This window comes from Methylocystis bryophila, from assembly GCF_027925445.1.
Taxonomy (GTDB): domain Bacteria; phylum Pseudomonadota; class Alphaproteobacteria; order Rhizobiales; family Beijerinckiaceae; genus Methylocystis; species Methylocystis bryophila.
The window spans coordinates 55,560-78,015 of sequence record NZ_AP027149.1 but is presented as its reverse complement, the minus strand read 5'-3'; the positions used below and the strand labels follow the sequence as shown (position 1 = coordinate 78,015).

The window sequence follows — 22,456 nt, the reverse complement described above, 5'->3', positions numbered from 1 at the left end:
CTTGAGCCCCTGCAAGAACGAAATAGCCTTTGACGCCGGCCTCATTCAGAACCCCCGGAATTTGGGAGAGAAAGAGGAAACGCCCGCCCCCCGTTTGCCCCCCACCCAGAAGAGCTGACTATTGGAACCATCATCGGGGCCGTCTCCCCACGCATTCGTAGACTTGCGCGCCGACGCCAGGCGCTAGCGCCTTCACATCGACGATCGCGTAACTGACAGCGCCGATAACGAGCACGTCCTGTGGTCCTGGCTCTAGTGACGAGAGCAAGTAGAACGTGGCTTCAGGCGCGGGCGATGGCGCATTGGCGTCAGGCTGGTCACGCTTGACCATCTGCAAGGCCGTGACGCTGTAGTCAGCCGAGACCGTCACCTGTCCGCCCCAGTCTGTAGTCACGCGACGCAGGATAGCGGGCTGGCCGTATTTCGTGACGAGCCCTTCAGCGCGCCTGCCATAAGAAGCGATAGTCATGCGCGGCCTTCCGCTTGTGCCGCGTCCTCGGGGCGTATGACGCTCATGACGAAGCCGCAGCCTCTGCCATCTGCGACGCCAACAGGCGCGCCTATTAGGGCCGCGACCTCAGCCAAGAGCATGTCGCGCCGCTGGCGATACGTCCTAAGGTCCTTCTTGCTGAGATGATCCGGAACGCGCGGCGACCATTCGCAGGCCAGCCCCGACGGACCGAAGCTCATCTCGCAAACGAACTTCTTTCCGACGCGGAATTTGGTCGATACAGCCGGAAGTTGATGCGGGCCGGTCATAGCTGACCCCCTTCCGGGCTGTCGAAGGTGGCCAAGGTGGCCAAGGTGGCCAAACATTGGCCATCTAGATTTTTGCCCAGTTCTTCAGGGCTTTCAGAGAAGGCGGCCAAGGCGGCCAAGTTACCCTGAGCGGACGATCTAGACGGCCTCTGCTCGTAGAGTTGGCCATCTTGGCCGCCTTCGGCGTGTCGCCCGGTTTTGTTGGGCTTATCGAAGGTGGCCACCCGTTGGCCGTGTTGGCCGCCTTGGCCGCCTTGTCGCTTGAGATCGAGCACCGGCAGAGACCACGTCCACGCGCCGGAAGGCGCGGATCGTCCCTTTATTGCAACCACAGCGAGCGCTTTCTTCGCGCGCCGGATGGTTCTTTCCGAGTGGCCCGCGCCCTTGGCTTCAGCCTCAACCTCCTTCGCCGCCTTTGGCCCAGCGGCTAAGGTCTCGCTAATGAACTCCTTGGCCTTATTCACGGCCTCGCCGTCGCCGTCGCTCGTAGGCTCATCACCCTCTACTTGAGCCAGTAGCTCGCGCGCCGACCCTTCAAGAGCCTCGCCCCATGCGACACACGACGCGAACATCCCTTCATGAGAGGGGACAGGACGCTGTTCCAAGTCGTAGACGAAGCCGTCGCCATCCGGCCCAATGTTGCTCTTGGCGCGTGCGATAATGCGGGCAGGCCCTTCGTCGCTATCATTCTTAGCCGCGACCAGGACGACGCGCGCCATTGCGCCGAACGCGAGCGAACCCGTGATGCGGTCTATGGGCGAGCGGCCGAATGTGCCCTTGGTGAAGTGAGCGATTCCAAGCACGGCCGCATTGGCGGATTGCGCCAAGTCGACGACCGGCTGAAGCCCGCGACGCGCCTCGGTGTTCTTATGACTGTCACCGCTCACCGCCTCTGCGATAGAGTCGATAATGACGAGCACAACGCCGCCTATGTCGGCAATTGCGGTCGCAAGCGCATCCATGTCCTTCGATGGATCGAAGGGGCGCGCTTTTCCGCCTTCGGTCGCTCCCCTGACGAAATAGACGCGCTTAACGTCCGCTCCCATCGCGACTAGCCGGGGCTTTATGGTGTCAGAAGGATCGTCTTCGCTCGACCAGATGACGACATTGCCCGCCGACGCGCATCTCGAGCCGTCGGGGAAAGTCCCGGCGCTCGTAATGATCGCGATCACCGAATATGCGATCGTCGACTTGCCGCCTCCGGGCGCTCCGGCGAGGACGTGCAACTTTCGCCTTGCGAGCCAGCCATGCCAAAGCCAGTCAATGGCTTCGATTTTCACGTCGGCGCAGCGAATAAGCGTTGCGGACGATTTCGCTTTATGAGCAGAACTGCCGTTGTTGGCTGGGGGTTTGTATTTGGCCGCTCCCTCCGCTGCCCAGCGATCCTTTTCCGCCTGCGTCCAGCCGGGATTAAACCCGTTTTCGAGAAAGGTCATGCGACGCTCCCTTCGTTCGAAGAGAGGGCAGGATCGGCTTCTCGCCAGCACGCGATTGCGGCAGTCAGCGCGCGATGACACGTCAACAGGCGCTCGCCTGTCGCCAACACGTCAGACGTCGCCGCTGCGGCCAAGAGCGCGGTCGACTGCATGCACAACACGCTTGCAAACTCGACAATGCCGTCCAGAGCGATAAGCTCGGCCTCGGACGCCACGTGCTCGCAAATGACCGTGTGATTGAGAGGCGCGTTCATCGGCGACCTCCCCAACAGACGAGGCCCAGGCGCTCGCGCGCCAGCCGATCGCGCTCATGGGCGGCCCGCACATGCGGCAAGGGCGTTGCATCGAGAGGGGAAGCGAAGTAAGCTTCAGCCGCCAAAACAAACCTATTTGCGTTGCCGCTTCCGATGCCAGTCGGGGCGGCAATTTCTTTTTCAGGAAGGCCTTCAGCGTGGTGGGCCAGCGCATGGGAAACCCCTTTGGAGTCAAAGGGCGCAGTTCCCACGGTGGGCCGATTGCAAGTATCTGATCTAAAGGGGTTTTGGATACCCCCTCCACTCCTGCCAGCATAAGCCGAGCGGATATTCTCTCCGCCAAGGCCTAGCGCCTCCCTCCCTACCCTGAGCGAAAGCCGCCTTCGAGCAAGCAAATACGAGTTCGTAACGCGCTGCGCCTCGAAGATCGTCGCTGCGAAGGGTTCCGTTCGAGCGCCCTCTGGCCTGAGGGCCAGCGCGGCCTTGTCTTTGAAATCGGGGACGCTAGCTCGACAAGCGTAGGGAGCTTCGCATGCGTGGGGTCAGCGACATTCCACAGCCGCACGAGCGATTGAATCGCCTCGACGCCGTTCGCCGCCTCAAGATGGCGGCTTCCCCGCACCGCTACGTGCGCGGCTCCACCGAGCAGTTTTACGACTGGCTTTCGAATATCCAGGGCCGCCAGTTGCCGGAAGGGCCGCCCATCTGGATCTGCGGCGACTGCCATGTCGGCAACCTCGGACCGATCGCCGGCGCCAACGAGAAGATCGAGATCCAAATCCGCGATCTTGATCAGACGGTCGTCGGCAATCCTGCGCATGACCTCATTCGTCTCGGTCTCTCCCTCGCCTCCGCGGCGCGAGGATCCAATCTGCCTGGCGTCATGACGGCCCGCATGCTCGAGTCCATGATGGACGGTTACGAACGCGCCTTTGAACCTGGCTTTGACGAGAACATGGAGATGGAGCGACCGAAATCGGTGACGCTCGCGATCCGTCAATCGCGGATTGCAAGCTGGGCGACGCTTGCGCGCCAGCGACTGCGCGATCCTTTGCCGAACATTCCCTTGGGAAAGCGGTTCTGGCCTCTCTCCGCTGAGGAGCGCCAGGACATTTTCGCGCTCTTCGAGCGCGAGGATATCCAACGCCTGGTCACCATGTTGCGCACCCGTGACGACGGAGCCACGGCGGAGGTCATCGATTGCGCCTATTGGATGAAGGGCTGCAGCTCGCTCGGCAAGCTCCGCTATGCCGCGCTCCTGATGATCCGCAGCCGGCGCAAGAAGCCGCCTACGTTCTGCTTGCTCGACCTCAAAGAAGCGCAAAAAGAAGCTGCGCCGATCGCAAACGATAGGATGACGCCGGAAGACCCGGCGGAACGCGTCGTCACCGGCGCGCGCGCCCTTTCACCGCATCTCGGCGAGCGCATGCGCGCGGCTCGCGTCAACGGAACGCCTATCGTCGTGCGCGAGCTGCGTCCGCAAGACCTGAAGCTCGAGATCGACGCCATCGAGGTCGACGAGGCTGTCAAAGCCGCTGGCTATCTCGCCGCGGTCGTCGGAAAGGCGCATGCCCGTCAGATGGACCGCGCGACCCGAGACGCCTGGAGCGCGGAGCTTGGTCGCAATCGCACCCGCACACTCGACGCGCCGACCTGGCTCTGGCGCAGCGTGGTCGATCTGCTGGCGGTGCATGAACGCGCCTATCTCGAGCATTGCCGCCGCTATGCGCTCGCCGCTTCCACCACATAAGGACGGCTCAGAATGAGCTCGAGCAGCCGCTCGCGGCTCCTCGCTTGAGCGCCTTTGGGGCTCTTCACCGGAATGGGTTTGTGGATGGGCTGCGCCCCGCCATCAAACGTCGCGCCAAACGCGCCGCCGGTCCCCGCAGCAACGCATAGGGGAGAAACGCGAGCAATATCGCGATGACTGCCGCCTCGCCTGGATAAAATGAATCGAGAAAGGCGAGTTGATAGGCGACGTCCATGACGACGCCGAGGATCAGGATTCTGGCGGTTGAGAGCAGGCCTTCCCAGAGGCGAGCCCCGCGTTTCTCGCCGCCGAACAGAATGGCGGCGAGATAGGGCCTGCGACCTCGGCGCGCGTCGTTTGCGCCGTCACGCGCCGCTGCGATGATCGCCATTGCGGGTTGCAGAAAGAAACGGAAGGTCATCGGACCGCTGGGGCGGGCGGAGATGTTACGCCAAAGCCGGTCCAGCTCCTGCGTCGAAAGGCCGTAGTAAAGAATATCGACCACTGCGAAGGTGACCAGCAACAGAACGGCCGCTCGCGCCACAAGGATCTCGGTCTTCGACGGCGCCTCGCCCATCCGCGCCCTTCCCGCGTTCGGCGGCCTGAGCGACCGCCGCTTGTCGCCTCTCCGTTAACTTCGCAAGCCCGGCCCGTTCGTCGGCGTCGCTCTTCCTTAGGGGGCGGTGGCTTCGAGCGGGAAACGCGCTAGTGCACCCGCTCGATGCAGAAATCGAGCACCTCGAGCAGAGCGCTTTTCGACGGCGAGGGCGGAAAAATCTCCATCGCGTCGCGAGCGATCGCTGCGTAATGGCTCGCGCGCTCGATCGTGTCGTCGAGCGCCTTGTGCTTCTTCATGAGGCCGCAGGCGATCTCGACGTCGCCGTCCTTGATCTCCGCCTTCTCGAGCGTTCGACGCCAGAACTCGCGCTCGCTCTCGGTGCCGCGGCGGAAGGCCAGCACGACCGGCAGCGTGATCTTGCCCTCGCGGAAATCGTCTCCGACATTCTTGCCGAGCTTCGCCGAGGAGCCGCCATAGTCCAGCGCGTCGTCGATGAGCTGAAAGGCGACGCCAAGATTCATCCCATAGCTGCGCGCGGCGGCGATGTCGGCCTTCGGGCGGCCGGAGAGAATGACTCCCACCTCGGCGGCGGCGGCGAACAGCTCTGCTGTCTTGCGCCGAATCACCTCCATGTAGGCGTCTTCCGTCGTCTGCGTGTCCTTGGCCGCGTTGAGCTGCATGATCTCGCCTTCGGCGATGACCGCCGCGGCGCTCGAAACGACGGTGAGACAAGGGAGATTGCCGGGCTCGACCATCATCTTGAACGCGTGGCCGAGCAGGAAGTCGCCGACGAGCACGCAGGTCTCGTTGCCCCAGAGCATGCGCGCGGCGATCTTGCCCCGGCGCATGTCGCTCTCGTCGACGACGTCGTCGTGGAGCAGCGTGGCCGTGTGCATAAACTCAATGCCAGCGGCGAATTTCAGATGTCCGTCGCCTTTGTAGCCGCACATGCCGGCGGTCGCGAGCACAAGCATTGGGCGCAGTCGCTTGCCGCCCGCAGAGATCAGATGATTGGCGACCTCCGGGATGGTCGTCACATCCGAGCCCATCCGCTGAATAATGAGCTGATTGGTGCGCTCGAGATCGGGGCGGATCAAAGCCAATAGATTATCGAGGCTTGCGCCGCTTTTCTTTTCTCTCTCGTCGAGCGAAATGACGATACCCACTGCTCCCCCATCCTGCCTCATGACCATCCACTCGACGGCAGCTGCAACTTAATTGTTTGCGTTACGGGCGGCAAGCTCAACCGAATGCGCCGGTTTAGCGGCTTGCCGAGGGGCCCCCGGCCATGACACTGCTTCAACGCATGGCGACGCGAATCTCCGGGTTCCTGGGCGGGCGGCTACAATTGGCGCAGGACGAGCGCGGCCATCGTGTCGGCCTCGACGCCGCCTTGCTGGCCGCCGCGACGCCTGCGGCCGTTTCGGGTCTCATTCTCGATCTCGGCGCTGGCGTGGGCGCCGTCGGCCTCTCCGCCGCGCTGCTCGCTCCAAGGGCGCGGATCGGCCTTGTGGAGATCGCGCCTGCGGCGGCGGCGCTCGCCCGCGAGAACATTCGCCTCAATCGCCTGGAGGAGCGGGCGCGCGTCTTCGAAGCGGATTTCGTAGACGCGGCGAATCGCCGCGCCTCGGGGCTCGTCTACGAGGAGGCGGACGTCGTTCTCACCAATCCTCCCCACCACGCGAAAGGCAGGGTGCGCGCGTCCCCAGATCCCGCCAGGGCCCTGGCGCATGTCGCCGCGGTCCCGCTCGCCGATTGGACGCGCGCGGCGCTGGCGCTGCTCGCGCCCGGGGGAAGCTTCGCGATGATCCATCGCGCCGAGGCGCTCGCTGAATGCTTGGCGGCCATGGGAACGAAGCTCGGCGGCGTCGCGATTCTCCCCGTCTCGCCGCGCGACGGGGCCGCGGCGACCCGTGTGCTGATCCGTGGAGTCAAGGGCTCGAAGGCCCCGCTCTCGATCCTGCCGCCCCTGATCTTGCATCATTCGGACGGCGCCTATGCGCCGCTCGCCGACGCGATCCTTCGCGGACTGCGGCCCGCGCCGTTATAGATCACGCTGCGTTTGAGCGGAACCGCTCAAATGCAAATAATGTGATCGATTCCAAAAACTTAGAGCGCGATTCGCGCGAAAAAACCGGTTTCCCTTTTTACGCATCGCGCTCTGAGGACTCAGGCTTCTTGCTTCTCGTCGGCTTCGATCCGCCCGGAGCGCAGCCGCGCCACACGGTCGCAGCGGGCGGCGAGCGCCGGGTCATGCGTCGCGAGGATCAGCGTCGCGCCGCGCCGCGCCTTCTGCGCGAAGATCAGCTCGATGATCTGCGCGCCGGTCTCAGAGTCGAGATTGCCGGTGGGCTCGTCCGCCGCGAGGATCAGCGGGTCTGGGGCGAGCGCCCGCGCCAACGCGACGCGCTGCTGCTCGCCGCCCGAGAGCTGGCGCGGATAATGGCGCAGACGATGCCCCAGCCCGACAGCCGCGAGCTCGGCGGCTGCGACCTCGAAAGCGTCGGAGCGATTCGCGAGCTCCAACGGCGCGGCGACGTTCTCGAGCGCCGTCATGGTCGGGATGAGCTGGAAAGACTGGAAGACCACGCCTATGTTCTCGCCGCGAAAGCGCGCGAGCTGATCTTCGTCCATCTGCACGAGGTCGCGGCCGCCGATCCGCACGATCCCGGAATCGGGACGCTCCAACCCCGCAAGCGCCATTAAAAGTGTGGATTTCCCCGAGCCCGAAGGTCCGACGAGACCAATCGTCTCTCCTTGGAGTATTGTAAGGCTCAGAGCCTTGAGCACATGCACCCGCGCGGCTCCGGCGCCGAGAGTGAGGTCGACATCGATGAGTTCAATCGTGGAGAGCGTCACCTGCGGGGCCTCGATCTGGGCGTTTAAACGGAGCGCGCGCTCTTATGCCGCTTTGCGCGCCGCCTTCCAAGCCGTCTCCTACGTCCTTTGTCTCGGCGTGCTGCTCCCCCCGGCCGTCGCGGCGGCGGAGTGCGCGGACGCTCCGCCCTTTCTCGGCCTCGACCGGAAATGCGTCGAAACCCTGACGGTCGTGGCCTTCGGCGATAGCCTGACCGCGGGCTTCCAATTGCCGAGCGCCCAGGCGTTCCCGGCGCAGCTCGAGAGACGCCTTGTCGCGGACGGTTTTCCCGTGCGCGTCGTCAACGCCGGCGTGTCCGGCGACACGACCGCCGATGGCCTCGCCCGGCTCGATTACGCGCTCAGCGAGAAGCCGGATCTCGTGATTCTCGAGCTCGGGGCCAATGACATGCTGCGGGGCGTCGACCCGAAGCTCACGCGCCAGAATCTCGAAAAAATGCTCGCCGCGATCAAGGAAAAGGGCGCCGCGATCTTGCTCGCCGGCATGAAGGCGAGCGGCAATTACGGCGACGCCTATCGGACGCAGTTCGACGCGATCTACCCGGGGCTCGCGCGCGCGCAGTCCTTGCCGCTCTATCCTTTCTTTCTCGACGGCCTCGATAAGGACGCCGCGCTCTTGCAGAAAGACGGGCTCCATCCCACCGCCGAGGGCGTCGGGCGGATTGTGGCGGGAGTCGCGCCCGCGGTCGAGGAGAGCCTTCGCGAAATCATGATCGCGCGGGCCAAAAAAGCGCATTGAACTGCGCGCGGCGCGCTTTTGGCGCGGGCATGCGGAGAAACGGCGATGTTTTCGCGCCTCGGGCGCGCTAAGATACTAAAATCGATCACGTTTTCTGCGGGAGGAAAGTCATGCCGAGACTGTTCACAGCCTTGGAGATCCCGGCCGAAATCGGCGAGAGCCTCGCACGACTGCGCGGCGGACTCTCCGGCGCCCGCTGGATCGACGTGGAAAACTACCATCTCACGCTGCGATTCATCGGGGACGTCGACGACCGGACGGCCCGTGACGTCGAGCATGCGCTCTACGCCGTCCGCCGCGCCGCGCCGATCGTGACGCTCGGGGAGCTTTCCGCTTTCGGCGGCGACAAGCCGCGCGCCATTGTCGTGAGAGCGCGGCCCGATCCGGCGATCGTGGAGCTTCAGGCCGAACAGGAGCGCCTGATGCGGCGGCTCGGCGCGGCTCCGGAGGCGCGCAAATTCACGCCGCATGTGACGCTGGCGCGGCTGCGCGGCGCGTCTCCGATGGCGGTCGCGGACTATCTGAGCGCGCGGGGCTATTTTCCGTCGCTCAAATTTTCGCCGACGCGCTTCGTCCTCTATTCGTCGAGGAATTCCGTCGGCGGAGGGCCTTATGTCGTCGAGGCCGCCTATCCTTTCGCCGCGCGGCGTGAGGAAGCGGTGGCTTAGAACGGGAAGTTCCGCGGTCGCCAGGAGGTCCTCCCGCCGCGGCTCACCCCTCCGCGCGCTGCGGGGCGGGCGCCGGCGCCGGCGCAAGCCGGTTCTTCTCGATAATCGCCGCGATGGCAGAGTCTTTCGCCGCCGCCTCCTGCAGGAGCTTTTCTGTTCCCGCCTCCAGCCGCTCTTGCAGTTCGGCGAAGAAGGCGCGGGCGTCGAGCCCCGGCGCGATCGGCGGCAGGAACTCCATGACCGCGACCCCCGGCCTGATCAGGAGCGCGTGGCGCGGCCAGAATAGCCCCGCGTTGAGCACGACTGGCACGACCTGGGCGCCGGTCTCCTGATAGATCAAGGCGACGCCGAATTTATAGGCCGGAGGCGCGCCCGCCGGTCGGCGCGTGCCTTCCGGAAAGATGAAGAGCTGGCGACCTTGCGCGAAGAGCGCCTTGGCTTTGGCGATGAGCTGCGGCATGGCCTTGCGGCCCTTGGCGCGGTCGATGGCGATCTGCTCGGCTCGCAGCAGATACCACCCGAAGAGCGGCAAATAGACCAGCTCGTGTTTCAGAATGAAGGAGAAGTCCGGAAAGAAGATCGGCAGCGTGAACGTGTCCCACGTCGATTGATGCTTAGCGGCGACGATGACAGCGCCCTTCGGAATGTTCTCAAGCCCGCGGATCTCGTGCTTCAGGCCGCAGATATTCTCCAAAAGCCAGAGCGTGGTGCGGCCCCATTGGCGCCCGAGCTCCTGGACGATCCCACGCGGCCCGGTGACGAGTGTCGGCAGCCAAACGAGCATCAGCAGCACCGTGCAGCTGTAGAAGAGGCAGTGAAAGACGAGCGAGCGCAGGAACAACAGCATTGACGAGCCTAGCCAGAGGAGGGGGAGGCGCCCTTCTAGCGCGGTTTCCGCTCGAACGGAATCGTCTGACAAGCAGCTTGCGGCCGCAGGGCCGGCGACGATAATGGGCGCCCGCCCAACGCCTTCGGGAAGAGAGAAAGACGATGTCGCGACCCTCTATTTGCGCCGCTCTAGATCACGCTGCGTTTGAGCGGAATCGCTCAAATGCAGATAACGTGATCGATCCCAAAGTCTTAGAGCGCGATTCGCGCGAAAAGCCGGTTTCCACTTTTTCGCTTCGCGCTCTGGCGCTTCTCGCCTTCTCTTGCTGCTCCTCGGCGCTCGCGGCCGAAACCACAGCGATGGAGCCCGAGGGCTACCGGCTCGACGATTATCGCGCGCCGACGCCTGCGACGCTCAGAGGCGCGCATGTCATCGACACGAAGCAGGCCTTCGAGCTGTGGCAGGCCAAGTCCGCCGTATTCGTCGACGCCCTGCCGCGCCCACCCAAGCCCGCCGATCTCCCGCCCAAGACGGTCTGGCGAGACAAGCCGAGGGCCGACATTCCCGGCAGCCTCTGGCTCGTCAACACGGGCTTTGGCGCGCTGGCGGAGTCGACGCAGCGCTATTTCGAGACGGGGCTGGAGAAGGCGACAGCCGGCGACAAGAACAAGTCCTTGGTCTTCTACTGCCTCGCGGACTGCTGGATGTCCTGGAACGCGGCGAAGCGCGCCCTGGCGCTCGGCTACGCCGACGTTTACTGGTATCCCGAGGGCACCGACGGCTGGGAGCAGGGCGGACACCCGCTCGAAGACCGTGCGCCGGAGCCGGGTTTTTGAAGCCCTATATTTGAGCCCTATATGAAGGCGTCATGCATGACGGGCGTTGCCGATGAGAAAGCCCGAAGCCGCAAAACACGAGGACGAGCGGCGCCGCGCCGCCGCTGCTGATGCGTTGCGCGCGCTGAAGCCCGAGCGGATTCCGAGGTCAAAGAAGGAACGGCCGGCCAGCAAGGGGCGGGTCCACAAGGGACGCACGCGGGACTGAGCCGATCTGAAGGGGAGCCGCTCTTGACGACATCGAAAGTCATCGCCGCTTTGCTGGGGCCGACGCTCGTCGCCACCGCATTGATGGTGCTCTTCAATCTCGAAGCGATGCCCGGCATGATCGAGGAGCTCTCCAAGAGCCCTATGCTCATCGTGCTGGCCGGCTACGCGGCCTTCGTCCCCGGCCTCGCGATCCTCCGCTTCCATAATCGCTGGACCGCCGGCTGGCCAACGCTAATCACTTTGTTCGGCTGGCTCAGCGTCGTCGCGGGCTTCATCCGCATGGTTTTCCCGATCCAGCTGACCAGCGTCATGACGCGGGCTGCTTTCGCCCCGGCTCTGCACGTCGTGCTGCCGGCGATCGGCGCGGTCTTTCTGATCGCCGGCGGCGTGCTGAGCTACAAGGCCTTTGCTCGCGAGTGAGCGCGGATGGGAGGGGCGCATGCGGCAGGGCGACGATCCTTTCGACCTTGCGCGCTTCCTCGCGGCGCAGGCGGCGGTGATCGATGGCGCGCTCGCCGAGCTTCGCGCCGGACGCAAGCGAACGCACTGGATGTGGTTCGTCTTTCCCCAAATTGCGGGCCTCGGCTCCAGCGCCAGGTCGGTTCGATATGCGATCGGCTCGCCTGGCGAGGCGCGCGCCTATCTCGAGCATCCTGTGCTGGGCGAACGTCTACGCGAATGCGTTCGTCTGGTCGTTGCGTCGCAACGATCGTTGAACGAGATCTTCGGCTCTCCGGACGACATGAAATTCCGCTCCTGCGTGACGCTCTTTTTCGCGGTCGCCCCGGAGGAGGCCGTCTTCGGCGAGGCGATCGACCGATGTTGCGGCGGCGTGATGGATGCGGCGACGATCTGCAAGGTCGGCGACCTCGCAGAGTGATTGCGCCGGGCGGGACGCCTGCCGTCGTCATTGCGAGCGAAGCGAAGCAATCCAGGAGCGGTCTGCGCGATCGATATCGTCTGCTGCAAAGGCAAGAACCGACAAAAGAATCCTGTTGTCGCGCCTGGATTGCTTCGCTTCGCTCGCAATGACGGACGCTTCTGCGGCTCTAGATGCGCGGAACTAAGGCGCGCTCTTGCGGAAGATCAGCATATATTGCCGCGGCAGGGAGGGGCCCGTCTCCACGAGCGTGTAGCCGGCGGCCATGAGCTCCTCTATGGCCTGCTCGGGCGGAATGCGGAACTGTGGCGGCGGGCCGCTCGGGGAATCCGTTTTGAAATCGACGATCGCCAATCGGCCGTCATCCTTCAGCGAGGATTTGAGCCGCGCGAAATAGGCGACGCGATGACCAATGTGGTGGAAGGTGTCGACGACCAAGGCGAGGTCGACCGGCTCCGGTAGCGGGGCGCTGTCGCCTTGCGCCAGCACCGGGATGAGATTCGTAAGGCCCTCCCGCTTCGCTCTCTCGCCGAGATAGCGCGCCATGCCCGGCTCCACGTCGACCGCATAGACGCGGCCCTGCGGCGCGAGGCGTGCGATCCGCGTCGCGAAATAGCCCGTGCCGGCGCCGATGTCTGCGACGATCGCGCCTTTGCCGATCCTTAGAGCCTCGAGCACCGCTTGCGGCTTCTGCCACTCGTCGCGTTCGGCCTTGTCGAACTCCTTCGCCCAGTTCTCCGCGCCTTCAAAACGATGATGGAAGGCGCCGTCGTCATCCTCCCCATGATGATGCATGGCGTGGGACGGCGGCATGTCACTCGTGGGCGGCGGAGCCGCTGTTTGCGCCGCGACGCGCGCGGCGCAGCAGAAGCAAAGAAGGAGCGGCCACGCGAGCCTGCCGTATCTCCTGAACGCGTTCTCAGACAAGTCGATCCTCCTTGCGATTGTGGACGCGCCCATGCGCTTGGTCGTTCGGCTGCTTCTGCTCCTGATCGCGGCGTCCCGGATCAAGCCCGAGCGCGCCTTCGCGTCTGCATCTTGCAGACGCGAAGGGTCGGAAAGTCGACGAAACAGACCATCGACCCCGCGATCGCCGCGGGCCTCGATGGCGAAACGCCTTCCTTACGCGCCGCCGGGCTCCCCCGTGAACTTCACCAATATGTCCTGGTCGCGCACCACATATTGGCAGGCGAGGCGAAAGCGCGGCGCGACGTCCTCCACCTCGGCTCGACGGATCTCCTCAGGCGTGATCTTTCCGAGCGACTTCAATTGCGCCTTCTCCTTCTCGGTGAGCAGCGATCCCATGGTTTTGCCGGTGAGCGTCACGACTTCGATCAAGCAGGAGCCGCACTCGCCGTCGCGGCAATCATGGGGAATCGGCACCTTATTGGCCTCGGCGACCGAGAGCACGGTCGAGGTATCGCCGGCGATGGCGTAAACCGTGAGATTCTTGTGCAGCAACGGGGATTCGAAGGTCACGTTAGGCATGGATTTCCTCACCTTTATTTGAATAGGCGCGCGCTGTTCCCGCGATGGCGCCGGCCGATTAGGCCAGCAAACCGAAATCCAAGCAATGTTGCGCCCGCCTTTGCGGCGCTTTGCCGCATCCGAAGCGGCGCGCGCGGCTCAGAGCGCTATGCTGTCCGGGGGGATGAGCAGATGGAGCGGCACGAGGGGCTCCTCCGTAACCCTCGCCGCGTCCTCGCGCGCCATGGCGGGGTCGTGCTCGATCGAGGTCGAGGCGACGAAATCGGCATAGGATTGCGCGAGATTTGTGTCGCAGGCCGCGACGCCGGTCGCCTCCAAGAATAGCTCCGCCGAAGACAGCCCCCGCAGATCGTCGAAAATGCTCATGGTTTGGAGTTCCTTCGCAGGCGCGAGCGGCGTGAAAGCGGATGCGCGCTAGTGGTTGAGCGGAGCGGAAGTCTCGGCCGGTGTGCGGCTCGGACGTCCGTCGGCGCCTGTGAAGGGAAACATCCCCGCCTGGAAGCATTGCGCCATATGCGTCGCCTTGGCGAGCGCCTGCTCAGCCTGGGTCTCCGGGAGATTGGCGCGCGCGGCTTGCGTGAAGAGCTCGAGCCAACGCGCGAAATGCTCGGGTTCGACGGGGAGATGCGTGTGAGCGGTGTAAGGATGGCCGTCGTAACGCTCGGTGTGGAGCAGCGACTTTGACCAAAAGGCGACGACGGTCGTGACGTGACGCTCGAGATCCGGAATGCCCCCCGCCAGAATCGGGCCGAGCATCGGATCGGCGAGGCCGCGCTTATAGAAGTCGCGCACACACGCCACAATCGCCGTCTCGATGCGCTCTCTCTCGGCCGCGTCGTCGATCCTCGGAAAGTCGAAGGTCATGGGCTCTCTCGCATTAACGCTGGGGCGAGCGCGGCGCCGAAACGAGGCGCGGGACGCAACGCCGATGCGCGCCGCTATGCAGGGCGGGCGCCAGCTGCGCGATCCGCGCGCAACACGCGGAAAAAAGCGGCTTCGCGCGAGATCACGATGCGTTTGAGCGGAATCGCTCAAACGCAGATAACGTGATCGATTCCAAAGCTTTAGAGCGCGCTTGGCGCGAAAAACCGGTTCCCACTTTGTCGTATCGCGCTCTCGCGCGTTTCCCGCGCGAACGGAATCGTTCGAGCGACAAGGAATCGCGCCACGTCAAAAAGTTAGAGCATGTCATGACCGGAAAACCGCTTCGCACTTTTCCGTGACACGCTCTAGGCGCCGCGCGCCCCGCGCGCCGACACCATTTGTTATATTCCAGACAGCATAGCTGAGGCCACACAGCTATATTTATAACAATATAGCTTCCGCTCCTGTCGCGCTCGCGCGTCTTACCCTGCAACTATCTGAATATTAAACAGAGTCTGCAAATCTGTCGTCTCTGGCGCGGCCTTTGCGTGGCGCCCTCGAACCCCGACGCAAAGGAGAGCGGCGATGCACGGATCAACGATGGGAAACGCGCCGCGGAACGTCGGTCGCGGGTTTGCGATCGTTCTCGGCACGAATGAGATCGCGTCTGCGGTCGCCGTTCGGCTTCTGTGGGAGGGCTACGACGTCGCGTTGAGCTACGATCCGCATCCGCCGGTGCTCCGACGCGGCATGTCCTTTCATGACGCGCTTTTCGACGATTGCGCGCAACTCGACGGGATCGTCGGCCGTCGCGCGGAAAATGCGGTGGAGCTCTTCGACGTCTTCGCAAGCCGCGGCTGCGTCGCCGTCACGCCGCTACACGCGACGGACCTGATTCCCTTGCGCTGGGCGGAGGCGATCATTGACGCGCGCATGCAGAAGGACCGCGTGACGCCGGACCTGCGCGGCCTCGCTGGGATCGCCGTGGGCCTCGGACCCAATTTCACGGTCGGCAAGAATTGCGACGTCGCGATCGAAACCCATCCCGCGCGCCCCGGGGCAATCGTCAAAGCCGGCCGCACCTGGGCGGCCGATGGAATCCCACGCGCGCTCGGCGGCCTCGGCGAGGAGCGATTTCTTCGCGCGCCGCGCGCAGGCGTCTGGCGCACGCCGCTCAACATCGGCGATCGGATCTACAAAGGCGTGACGGTCGGACGCCAAGGGGGCGCGCCCCTCGTCGCGCCGATCGACGGATTTCTGCGCGGGTTGGCGCGTGACGGCGCGCAGGCGCCGGAAGGCGCCAAGCTCGTCGAGATTGATCCGCGAGGGCGCTTGGCCTGCTGGACCGGCACGGATGAGCGCGGCCGCGCCATCGGCGAAGCGACCGCGCAGGCGGTCGTCGCGGCGCGCGCGGGTGGGCGCAAAGCCTTGCTTTCGCCTGCGCTCATGCATTGATTTTTAAGGAGGCGAGAATGCAGACCGACGAGTTCGCCGCCGAGACCCCGAGAATCGCCGCGCTGCGCGGCGCGCCGAGCACGGCGATGCAGGCTCTCCTGGACGAGTTCGCGCGTCGGCGCGCCCGGGCCGGCCTGCGCGTCGCCGGCGTCGTGGAAGACTCCGATTGCGCTCATGACGGCGCTTGCAAGCGCTTCCGCGTTCGTGATCTTCAATCGGGAGAGACGATCTCGATCTCGCAGGATCTTGGACGAGGCTCTACCGCCTGCAATATCGATCCCGCTGCGCTCATCCACGCCTGCGGGAGGATCGAGAGCGCGATCTCGGATGGCGCGGATCTCGTGGTGCTGAGCAAGTTCGGCAAGCTGGAGGCGGCGCGTAGCGGCCTTGCTGACGCGTTTCGGGCGGCGCTCGGCGCGGACATCCCGGTTTTGACCGTTGTTTCGCCGGCCGCGGCGGAAGAATGGGAGCGGTTCGCGGCTCCGCTCTTTCAATTCGTCGACGCAAGCTGCGACGCGCTCGAGCTCTGGTGGGCGAAGCAGGCGCCCCGGCTCGGGCATGAATCGGAAGAAAGCGCGAGCCTGCTATTTCAATCGCCCGAGCGCGTTCAGTGAGCGGCGATCAGAAACCGACGGCGCCTCGCGCTGAGACGCGGCTCGAGATCGCGCTTCATTTCTCGAATGGCGGACGGCTGACGCCGGATGAGCTGCGCGTCATCGCGGCCGTGCGCAAGCAGCGCTCGATCCTCGGGGCGAGCCGCGCCACCGGACTTTCTTATCGCACCTGCTGGCTTATCGTGGACGCGCTGAATCGCGCCTTCGAGCAGCCGGTCATCGCCACGCATCCCGGACGGCGCGGCGGGGGAGCGGAGCTGACGCCCTTTGGCGAGCGGCTCGTCGCGCTCTACGCCTCTATCGAACGCCGCGCGCGGTCGCAGGCGAAACTCGCGCTCGAGGAAATCGCGGCGGCGCTCAATCCGAATTTTGAACGACGCGCCAGCGACGCGGCGTCGGAAGCCGCGAAGCCGGAATCCGTTCCTCGGCGATCGCAAGGCTCTTGAGCATCGCCCAGACCCCCAGCCCTTCTTCGAGCGCGAGGCGATCGACCGATTCGGCGGTGACGAGCGCGTAGATCTCGGTCGCGCCGAGACTGAGCGCGACGCGAACGAAGGGTAGGCGCAGAGGGACGAGACCCACGATCGAACCGGGCAGCCGATTGAGGATCGAGACATCCATCGGCCGCGACAGCGCGATCGAAACGTCACGCGCGTCAATCTTGACGCGCAGGCCTGCGCCGAGCGGCGCGTCGACGAGAGGCGCGCGCAGCTCGCCGTCGGCGAAATGCAGCGTCGAAAGCCCGTAGCCCTCGTCATGACGCAGGACGCGCGCGTCCAGCCGCGCGACGAGAGGCAGGTTTTTTCCGTGAGAAACTTTTCGAAGCGCGGTCATGGCGCGACCGCTCAAGCGAAAATCGGACCAACGCGCGCTTTCGCTCAAAAGGGACATGCTCTAGTGTGAAGCGACGTCGAAACAAAGTTCAGGGCCGAGAAGGATGGTCGAACTCGCCCAAGTCCCGCTGGCCATTATTTTCATCGGGAGCTTGGCGGTGTTCTTCCTGGCGATCGAAGCCGGGCATTTGATCGGCTCTAAGGTGGAAAAAGGCGCGAATGTCGCGACTCTTGAGGCTTCAGTGCTGGGCCTGCTGGCGCTGATCATCGGCTTCACCTTCTCGATGGCGCTCAATCGCTTCGAAGCGCGCCGCGAGGCGCTGGTGAACGAAGCCAACGCCATCGAAACAGCGGTTTTGCGGGCGCGCCTGCTGCCGGCTCCCTATGGCGAAGAAAGCCTCGAGCTTTTCAAGGATTATGTGCGCATCCGCGTCAGTCTCGCCGAGAGCGAGCCGAATTTGGACGCGGCCGCACAGGCCCTTCGCCGCTCGAGAGAACTCCAGGAGACGCTGTGGCGCAAAGCCCAGGCGGCGGCGGCCAAGGACAACGCCGTGGTCCCCACAGGCCTGTATATCCAGGCGCTGAACGAGACCTTCAACAATCAGAAAAAACGTCTGACGATCATAAGCAACCGCGTGCCGAACATCGTCTTCGTGGGGCTCTATTGCGTCGCGGTCGCCGCGCTGTGGCTGACCGGCTACGCCAGCGCGCTCGACCGGCGGCGCTGGCGTCTGCCGACCTATGTCGCCTGCGTGCTCGTCGCGGGCGTCATTTTCCTGATCCAAGACCTCGACCGCCCGACCGAAGGCTTCATCTCGATCAGCGAGCGGCCCATGCTCGATACCCAACAGGCGTTGGAGCGCTATCTTAGCCAGGACGCCTCCGCTCCGTCGCTGCCCGGTCCGCTGAAGCCGCGCCGATGAGCCAGTGGCTCGAGCCGGCGAGGCGAAGAGGGCAAAGAAATTGTCGCGACGAGGCGTGCTGAAAATGGGCGCAGCGATGGCTTTGGCCGGCGTTGCGCCGGCGGGACCCGCCGAGGGCCGGGCTGTGAAAGGGAATGAATCGGGTCGGCCGAAGCGCCCCCTGGTGTTGGGGCACCGAGGAGCCTGCGCGCTTCGGCCGGAGCATACGCTGGCGTCCTATGCGAAAGCCATCGCCGACGGGGCGGATTTCATCGAGCCCGATGTGGTCGCGACGCGCGACGGCGTGCTGGTCGCCCGTCATGAGAACAACATCGCCGACACCACAGACGTGGCCAACCGCCCCGAATTTGCGGCGAGGCGCACGAAGAAGACGATCGACGGCAAAGAGGTCGAGGGCTGGTTCACCGAGGATTTCACCTTCGCCGAACTCAAGACGCTGCGCGCAAAGGAGCGGCTCGGCGCTCCATTGCGGCCGGAAAGCCATTCCTACGACGGCGATTTTCAGATCGTAAGCCTTGACGAGATCGTTGATTTTGTCGCGGCCGAGACCGCCACGAGCGGCCGGCCTATCGGACTCATCCCTGAGCTCAAGCATTCGACCTATTTCGCCTCGATCGGCTTGCCGTTGGAGGAGCGGTTCCTGCAAGCGCTGCGACCGCCGCGAAAAGTGTTGAGCAACATGCGCGTGATCGTGCAGAGTTTCGAGATCGGCAATCTGCAGCGCTTGCGCAGCCAGCTCGGCGGCGACCCGAATTTCCAGCTGATGCAGTTGACCGAGAGCGCGGAGCCGCCCGCTGACCGGGCCGCGGCGCAGGACATGCGGAGCTGGGGCGAGCGCCTGCAAACGAAGCAGGGTTTGGCCGAAATCGCTCAATATGCGGATTGGGTCGCGCCCTATGCGCGCGATCTCATCCCCTGGGGGCCGGACGATCGGCTCCTGCCGCCGACAGGCTTGATCGAACGGGCGCACGAAGCGGGCCTGCTGGTCTGCACATGGACTTTCCGCCCCGAGAACAAGTTTCTTCCCAAAGAGTTTCGCGACGGCGCCGGTGAAAACGCGCGCAATCCGGAAGGAAGCGTCGCGGAGATCCGGCGCTTTGTGAAAGCGGGCGTCGACGCTTTTTTCACCGATGACCCGGCGCTTGGACGGCGCGCGGTCGACGGGTGAGGGCGACAGCCGCTTTGAGTCTACATGGGGAAGCGCGCCCCGATGCCGCCGCCGCGCGGGGCCCGGCCGTCACGCGGCGTTGCGCCACGCCTCGGCGAAAGCGGGCCGCAGAGCCCGGACCGTTTCGACGATCGCGTCGATCGACCGCACGGTTTCCCGCTTAAGCAAGTCTCGGGGGATCTCGACGTTGAACTCGCGCTCGATCGCGAGAAGCAGCCGGACGGCCGCGAAGGAATCGAGGCCCATTGCGTAAAGATCGGCCTGCGGCGCGATCTCGGTCGCGGGCGAAGAGAGCTTCGTTTCTTGATCGATCAAGCGACGGATGGCGGCGATCATTGTGCGGGTTCCGTTGATTTCCAGCGTGACGATGGGAGGCTGCCGGGGCGGCTCCTTTTCGTCGGTGCGCAAACGCACATGCAACGCACGCGCCAGATTCCCGTGGAAAATTGGAAACTATCCAGTATTCGGCCGCGCCTATGCTTGCGCTTATCTATTGCCACGGCATAGCTTTGCATTAAGACTGCGGCCATCGGCCCAGCCAGGCCCGCCGCAAGCGACCCCGCCATGTCCCTCCTCCACGACGGCTATTTCTCCCTAGGCCTCGAAGCCGATCCCGAGCTCGCGCGCTCCATCGACGGGGAATTGCGCCGGCAGCAAGAGGGCGTCGAGCTGATCGCCTCGGAGAATATCGTCTCGCGCCTCGTGCTCGAGGCGCAGGGGTCGATCCTCACGAACAAGACCGTCGAAGGCGCGCCTTTCGCGCGCTATTACGGCGGCGCGCAATTTGCCGACGAGATCGAGTCTTTGGCCATTGAGCGGGCAAAGCGCCTGTTTGGATGCCGTTTCGCCAATGTGCAACCGCACTCCGGCTCCAACGCCAACGCCGGCGTCTTCTTTGGCCTCTTGAAGCTCGGGGACGTCTTGCTGTCGATGGATGTCGCGGCCGGCGGTCATATCAGCCACGGCCACAAGGCGACGCTCACGGGCCGCGACTATGAGATCGTGAACTACGGCGTGCGGCGCGACACGGAGCGGATCGATCTCGACGAGGTTCGCGATCTCGCTCTCGCGCGCCGGCCGAAGATGATCGTCGCGGGCGGCTCCGCCTATCCGCGCATCATCGACTTCGCGGGTTTCCGCGCCATCGCCGATGAGGTCGGCGCCCTGCTGCTCGTCGACATGGCGCATTTCGCGGGGCTCGTCGCCGCGGGGCTCTATCCCGACCCCTTCCCGCACGCTCACGTCGTGACCACGACCACTTATAAGTCGCTGCGCGGGGCGCGCGGCGGCCTCGTTTTGTGGAACGATCCCGCGCTGTCGAGCGCCATCAGCGCCGGAATTTTTCCGGGCGTCCAGGGCTCGGTGATGCTGCATGCCGTCGCAGGCAAGGCCGCATGCCTCGGCGAAGCGTTGCGCCCGGAGTTCAAGGCTTACAATCAATCGGTGCTCGACGGCGCGCGCGCGCTGGCTGAAGCCTTGAGCGACGGCGGCCTGCGAATCGTCACGGGCGGAACCGATATGGGATTGCTGCTCGTCGATCTTTCCGCCAAGCTGATCACCGGCGATGTGGCGGCCAAAGCCCTCGAGCGCGCGGGCCTCGCGGTGAACAAGAATCTCATCCCCTTCGATCCGCGTCCGCCCGAGGCGCCCTCAGGCCTGCGGCTGTCGAGCAACGCTGGCGCCGCCAGAGGTTTCTCGGACAGCGAATTTCGCCAGATCGGCGCCTGGATCTTGCGCGTGATCGCCGAGCCGTCGAATGATCGCGAAATCGACGCCATACGCGAGGGCGTGCGCGCCCTATGCGCCCGTCATCCAATTTATCGAGCATAACTCCAAGCCTCGTCCTGGAGACAATCGAGCCATATTTCGACACTGTCGCGACATCGCGATGCGATCATCTAAGGGTCCTATGTTTCACGATCCCGATCTCATGCCCTTCACGCCGCTGGAGAAACCCTCTCTTTGGGCGATGCGCGAGAATTTTCTGGTCAATTACCCGCGAGCGGCCTATCGCGAGGATCGCTCCGTCCTCCCGGGATTTCCGCCGGTCACGCCGAAGATCAATCTCATCATGAGTCCGGCGCTCATCGAAGAGATGCTGGTGACGCGCGCGGAGGAATTTTCGCGGGACCGGCTCACCGTGAGCACGCTTTCCGGTCCGATCAACAAGGAGAGCCTCTTTTTCGCTGAAGGCGCCGACTGGAAATGGCAAAGGCGCGCGGTTTCGGCGGCCTTTCGCCATGAGAACCTCCTGGCGCAGGTGGAAACCTTCGCAGCCTGCGCGCGCGAACAGGCCGCCCTATGGCGGCGGCTCGAAGCGGGAAGACCTGTCGATGTGGCGCCGGCGATGTCGCGGGTGACTTTCGAGGTCATCTTGCGAAGCGTGCTCGGCGCCGCCCCCAGCTTCGACCGCGGAAGATTTGTCGCCGAGCTCGCGCCGGCGCTCGGCGCCATCGGCTGGCGGCGTATTTGCGCGATAATTGGATTGCCCCCGGATCTGATCCCGCATCCCGGCTCTTTCCGCGCCGCCGCCGCCTTGCGCTATTTGAGCCAGGCGACGCGCGCCTTGATCGAGGAGCGGCGCGCCTCGGGCGTCGCGCGCAATGATCTTTTGCAGCTCCTGCTTTCGGCGCGCGATCCCGAGACGGGACGGGTGATGACTGACGCCGAGCTCGAGGGCAATCTTTACACCTTCCTCGTGGCCGGCCATGAGACCTCGGCCGTGGCGATGAGCTGGAGCTTGTGGCTTCTCGCCAAGGATCAGGCTACGCAGGAACGTCTGCGCGAAGAGGTCCGGGCTGTCGCGGGCGAAGAGGAGATCGGTCCCGCGACCGTCGAAAAGCTCGTCTTTACGCGTCAGGTCCTGCAGGAATCGATGCGGCTTTTTCCGCCGGCCGCCGGATTCGCGCGCCAGCCGCGCGAGAGGACGACTCTCGGGCCCTATCATTTTTCCAAGGGCGAGACGATCGCCGTTCTGATTTGGTGCCTGCACCGGCACGAGAAGCTGTGGGACGATCCACATGGCTTCGATCCCGACCGCTTTGCCCCGGAGAAGGTCAAGGCGCGGCATCGTTACGCCTATATTCCCTTCGGCGCCGGACCGCGCATTTGTCTGGGCATGAGCTTCGCCATGCTCGAGATGACGACGTTGCTCGCAACCTTTGTGCGCGAGTTCCGCTTCTCGACGGCGCCGGGTCATCGGCTTGTAATCGACGCGCGCTTCACGACGCGCGCCAAAGGCGGCATGCCGCTTTTAATCGAGCCGATCCGTCCCACGGCGGAAGGCGAGCTCGCGCCGGCGGCGTGAGTCTTCA

General features: G+C 64.5%; 28 protein-coding genes. 15 read left to right on the top strand and 13 right to left on the bottom strand.

Annotation, left to right across the window (positions count from 1 at the left end):
- Nucleotides 1-130: 130 nt before the first annotated feature.
- The 3 genes from QMG80_RS00365 to QMG80_RS00355 all read right to left on the bottom strand — a co-directional run bounded on the left by QMG80_RS00365 (nucleotide 131) and on the right by QMG80_RS00355 (nucleotide 2,449).
- A complete protein-coding gene (locus tag QMG80_RS00365) occupies nucleotides 131-469 on the bottom strand; it encodes a hypothetical protein (RefSeq protein ID WP_085771013.1) in 339 nt (112 codons plus the stop codon).
- Nucleotides 470-755: 286 nt separating this feature from the next.
- Nucleotides 756-2,195: an AAA family ATPase gene (locus QMG80_RS00360; RefSeq protein WP_085771011.1), complete on the bottom strand. Its 1,440-nt coding sequence runs from the start codon at nucleotides 2,193-2,195 to the stop codon at nucleotides 756-758.
- Nucleotides 2,192-2,449, bottom strand: a complete 258-nt coding sequence (locus tag QMG80_RS00355) for a hypothetical protein (protein WP_085771010.1) — start codon at nucleotides 2,447-2,449, stop codon at nucleotides 2,192-2,194. The genes QMG80_RS00360 and QMG80_RS00355 overlap by 4 nt, the downstream gene beginning before the upstream one ends.
- Nucleotides 2,450-2,981: 532 nt before the next feature.
- Here QMG80_RS00355 and QMG80_RS00350 point away from each other — a divergent pair.
- Nucleotides 2,982-4,199: a DUF2252 family protein gene (locus tag QMG80_RS00350; protein WP_085771009.1), complete on the top strand. Its 1,218-nt coding sequence runs from the start codon at nucleotides 2,982-2,984 to the stop codon at nucleotides 4,197-4,199.
- A gap of 64 nt (nucleotides 4,200-4,263) precedes the next feature.
- Here QMG80_RS00350 and QMG80_RS00345 read toward each other — a convergent pair whose 3' ends face one another.
- Nucleotides 4,264-4,776, bottom strand: coding sequence for a hypothetical protein (locus QMG80_RS00345; protein WP_245300122.1), 513 nt, complete (start codon nucleotides 4,774-4,776; stop codon nucleotides 4,264-4,266).
- Between the two features lie 128 nt (nucleotides 4,777-4,904).
- Nucleotides 4,905-5,945, bottom strand: coding sequence for a polyprenyl synthetase family protein (locus QMG80_RS00340; protein WP_425351457.1), 1,041 nt, complete (start codon nucleotides 5,943-5,945; stop codon nucleotides 4,905-4,907).
- Nucleotides 5,946-6,046: 101 nt separating this feature from the next.
- On the opposite strand from QMG80_RS00340, the gene QMG80_RS00335 reads away from it, so the two are divergent.
- Nucleotides 6,047-6,808: a tRNA1(Val) (adenine(37)-N6)-methyltransferase gene (locus QMG80_RS00335; RefSeq protein ID WP_245300120.1), complete on the top strand. Its 762-nt coding sequence runs from the start codon at nucleotides 6,047-6,049 to the stop codon at nucleotides 6,806-6,808.
- Nucleotides 6,809-6,927: 119 nt separating this feature from the next.
- On the opposite strand, the gene QMG80_RS00330 is transcribed toward QMG80_RS00335, so the two are convergent.
- Nucleotides 6,928-7,617 carry an ABC transporter ATP-binding protein gene (locus QMG80_RS00330; protein ID WP_199769041.1) on the bottom strand — a complete coding sequence of 230 codons (690 nt, stop codon included), beginning with the start codon at nucleotides 7,615-7,617 and terminating at the stop codon, nucleotides 6,928-6,930.
- Between QMG80_RS00330 and QMG80_RS00325 the strand changes: the two genes are divergently transcribed.
- Together QMG80_RS00325 and thpR are read left to right on the top strand one after the other, a co-directional pair.
- Nucleotides 7,592-8,374, top strand: coding sequence for an arylesterase (locus QMG80_RS00325; RefSeq protein ID WP_085771006.1), 783 nt, complete (start codon nucleotides 7,592-7,594; stop codon nucleotides 8,372-8,374). The genes QMG80_RS00330 and QMG80_RS00325 overlap by 26 nt on opposite strands.
- Nucleotides 8,375-8,484: 110 nt before the next feature.
- Nucleotides 8,485-9,042 (top strand): RNA 2',3'-cyclic phosphodiesterase, encoded by a 558-nt coding sequence (thpR, locus tag QMG80_RS00320; RefSeq protein ID WP_085771005.1) that lies wholly within the window; start codon nucleotides 8,485-8,487, stop codon nucleotides 9,040-9,042.
- 43 nt (nucleotides 9,043-9,085) lie between these two features.
- Here the strand turns inward: thpR and QMG80_RS00315 are convergent, their stop codons facing one another.
- Entirely contained in the window at nucleotides 9,086-9,889 is an 804-nt protein-coding gene (locus tag QMG80_RS00315; RefSeq protein WP_342586573.1) for a lysophospholipid acyltransferase family protein, read from the bottom strand.
- Between the two features lie 284 nt (nucleotides 9,890-10,173).
- Here QMG80_RS00315 and QMG80_RS00310 point away from each other — a divergent pair, with 284 nt between their 5' ends.
- From QMG80_RS00310 to QMG80_RS00295, 4 genes are read left to right on the top strand one after another with little or no spacing between them, the layout of a single operon-like run.
- Nucleotides 10,174-10,707, top strand: a complete 534-nt coding sequence (locus tag QMG80_RS00310) for a PQQ-dependent catabolism-associated CXXCW motif protein (protein WP_245300244.1) — start codon at nucleotides 10,174-10,176, stop codon at nucleotides 10,705-10,707.
- Between the two features lie 52 nt (nucleotides 10,708-10,759).
- A complete protein-coding gene (locus QMG80_RS00305; protein WP_158658648.1) occupies nucleotides 10,760-10,915 on the top strand; it encodes a hypothetical protein in 156 nt (51 codons plus the stop codon).
- 23 nt (nucleotides 10,916-10,938) lie between these two features.
- Nucleotides 10,939-11,337 carry a hypothetical protein gene (locus QMG80_RS00300; protein ID WP_085771003.1) on the top strand — a complete coding sequence of 133 codons (399 nt, stop codon included), beginning with the start codon at nucleotides 10,939-10,941 and terminating at the stop codon, nucleotides 11,335-11,337.
- Nucleotides 11,338-11,356: 19 nt separating this feature from the next.
- Nucleotides 11,357-11,797 carry a DUF1810 domain-containing protein gene (locus QMG80_RS00295; protein ID WP_085771002.1) on the top strand — a complete coding sequence of 147 codons (441 nt, stop codon included), beginning with the start codon at nucleotides 11,357-11,359 and terminating at the stop codon, nucleotides 11,795-11,797.
- Nucleotides 11,798-11,980: 183 nt separating this feature from the next.
- Here QMG80_RS00295 and QMG80_RS00290 read toward each other — a convergent pair whose 3' ends face one another.
- The 4 genes from QMG80_RS00290 to QMG80_RS00275 form a co-directional block, all read right to left on the bottom strand.
- Nucleotides 11,981-12,724, bottom strand: coding sequence for a class I SAM-dependent methyltransferase (locus QMG80_RS00290; protein WP_245300119.1), 744 nt, complete (start codon nucleotides 12,722-12,724; stop codon nucleotides 11,981-11,983).
- Nucleotides 12,725-12,919: 195 nt separating this feature from the next.
- A complete protein-coding gene (locus QMG80_RS00285; protein WP_085771001.1) occupies nucleotides 12,920-13,285 on the bottom strand; it encodes a 2Fe-2S iron-sulfur cluster-binding protein in 366 nt (121 codons plus the stop codon).
- A 138-nt stretch (nucleotides 13,286-13,423) separates the two neighbouring features.
- A complete protein-coding gene (gene nifW, locus QMG80_RS00280) occupies nucleotides 13,424-13,651 on the bottom strand; it encodes a nitrogenase-stabilizing/protective NifW family protein (protein WP_085771000.1) in 228 nt (75 codons plus the stop codon).
- 48 nt (nucleotides 13,652-13,699) lie between these two features.
- Nucleotides 13,700-14,149: a group III truncated hemoglobin gene (locus tag QMG80_RS00275; protein ID WP_085770999.1), complete on the bottom strand. Its 450-nt coding sequence runs from the start codon at nucleotides 14,147-14,149 to the stop codon at nucleotides 13,700-13,702.
- Nucleotides 14,150-14,734: 585 nt separating this feature from the next.
- Between QMG80_RS00275 and QMG80_RS00270 the strand changes: the two genes are divergently transcribed.
- From QMG80_RS00270 to QMG80_RS00260, 3 genes are read left to right on the top strand one after another with little or no spacing between them, the layout of a single operon-like run.
- Nucleotides 14,735-15,604, top strand: a complete 870-nt coding sequence (locus QMG80_RS00270; protein ID WP_085770998.1) for a xanthine dehydrogenase — start codon at nucleotides 14,735-14,737, stop codon at nucleotides 15,602-15,604.
- Nucleotides 15,605-15,621: 17 nt separating this feature from the next.
- Nucleotides 15,622-16,218, top strand: a complete 597-nt coding sequence (locus QMG80_RS00265; RefSeq protein WP_085770997.1) for a DUF2478 domain-containing protein — start codon at nucleotides 15,622-15,624, stop codon at nucleotides 16,216-16,218.
- Nucleotides 16,215-16,664, top strand: a complete 450-nt coding sequence (locus QMG80_RS00260) for a winged helix-turn-helix domain-containing protein (protein WP_085770996.1) — start codon at nucleotides 16,215-16,217, stop codon at nucleotides 16,662-16,664. The genes QMG80_RS00265 and QMG80_RS00260 overlap by 4 nt, the downstream gene beginning before the upstream one ends.
- On the opposite strand, the gene QMG80_RS00255 is transcribed toward QMG80_RS00260, so the two are convergent.
- Nucleotides 16,576-17,052 (bottom strand): TOBE domain-containing protein, encoded by a 477-nt coding sequence (locus QMG80_RS00255; RefSeq protein ID WP_085773571.1) that lies wholly within the window; start codon nucleotides 17,050-17,052, stop codon nucleotides 16,576-16,578. The genes QMG80_RS00260 and QMG80_RS00255 overlap by 89 nt on opposite strands.
- 103 nt (nucleotides 17,053-17,155) lie before the next feature.
- On the opposite strand from QMG80_RS00255, the gene QMG80_RS00250 reads away from it, so the two are divergent.
- Together QMG80_RS00250 and QMG80_RS00245 are read left to right on the top strand one after the other, a co-directional pair.
- Nucleotides 17,156-17,974: a bestrophin-like domain gene (locus tag QMG80_RS00250; RefSeq protein WP_085770995.1), complete on the top strand. Its 819-nt coding sequence runs from the start codon at nucleotides 17,156-17,158 to the stop codon at nucleotides 17,972-17,974.
- Nucleotides 17,975-18,038: 64 nt separating this feature from the next.
- Nucleotides 18,039-19,142 carry a glycerophosphodiester phosphodiesterase family protein gene (locus QMG80_RS00245; protein ID WP_199769040.1) on the top strand — a complete coding sequence of 368 codons (1,104 nt, stop codon included), beginning with the start codon at nucleotides 18,039-18,041 and terminating at the stop codon, nucleotides 19,140-19,142.
- A gap of 69 nt (nucleotides 19,143-19,211) precedes the next feature.
- Here QMG80_RS00245 and QMG80_RS00240 read toward each other — a convergent pair whose 3' ends face one another.
- Nucleotides 19,212-19,478 (bottom strand): acyl carrier protein, encoded by a 267-nt coding sequence (locus tag QMG80_RS00240; RefSeq protein WP_085773569.1) that lies wholly within the window; start codon nucleotides 19,476-19,478, stop codon nucleotides 19,212-19,214.
- Nucleotides 19,479-19,706: 228 nt separating this feature from the next.
- On the opposite strand from QMG80_RS00240, the gene glyA reads away from it, so the two are divergent.
- Both glyA and QMG80_RS00230 read left to right on the top strand, forming a co-directional pair.
- Entirely contained in the window at nucleotides 19,707-20,972 is a 1,266-nt protein-coding gene (gene glyA / locus QMG80_RS00235) for a serine hydroxymethyltransferase (protein ID WP_085770994.1), read from the top strand.
- A 58-nt stretch (nucleotides 20,973-21,030) separates the two neighbouring features.
- Nucleotides 21,031-22,449, top strand: a complete 1,419-nt coding sequence (locus tag QMG80_RS00230; protein ID WP_245300118.1) for a cytochrome P450 — start codon at nucleotides 21,031-21,033, stop codon at nucleotides 22,447-22,449.
- Nucleotides 22,450-22,456: the final 7 nt, after the last annotated feature.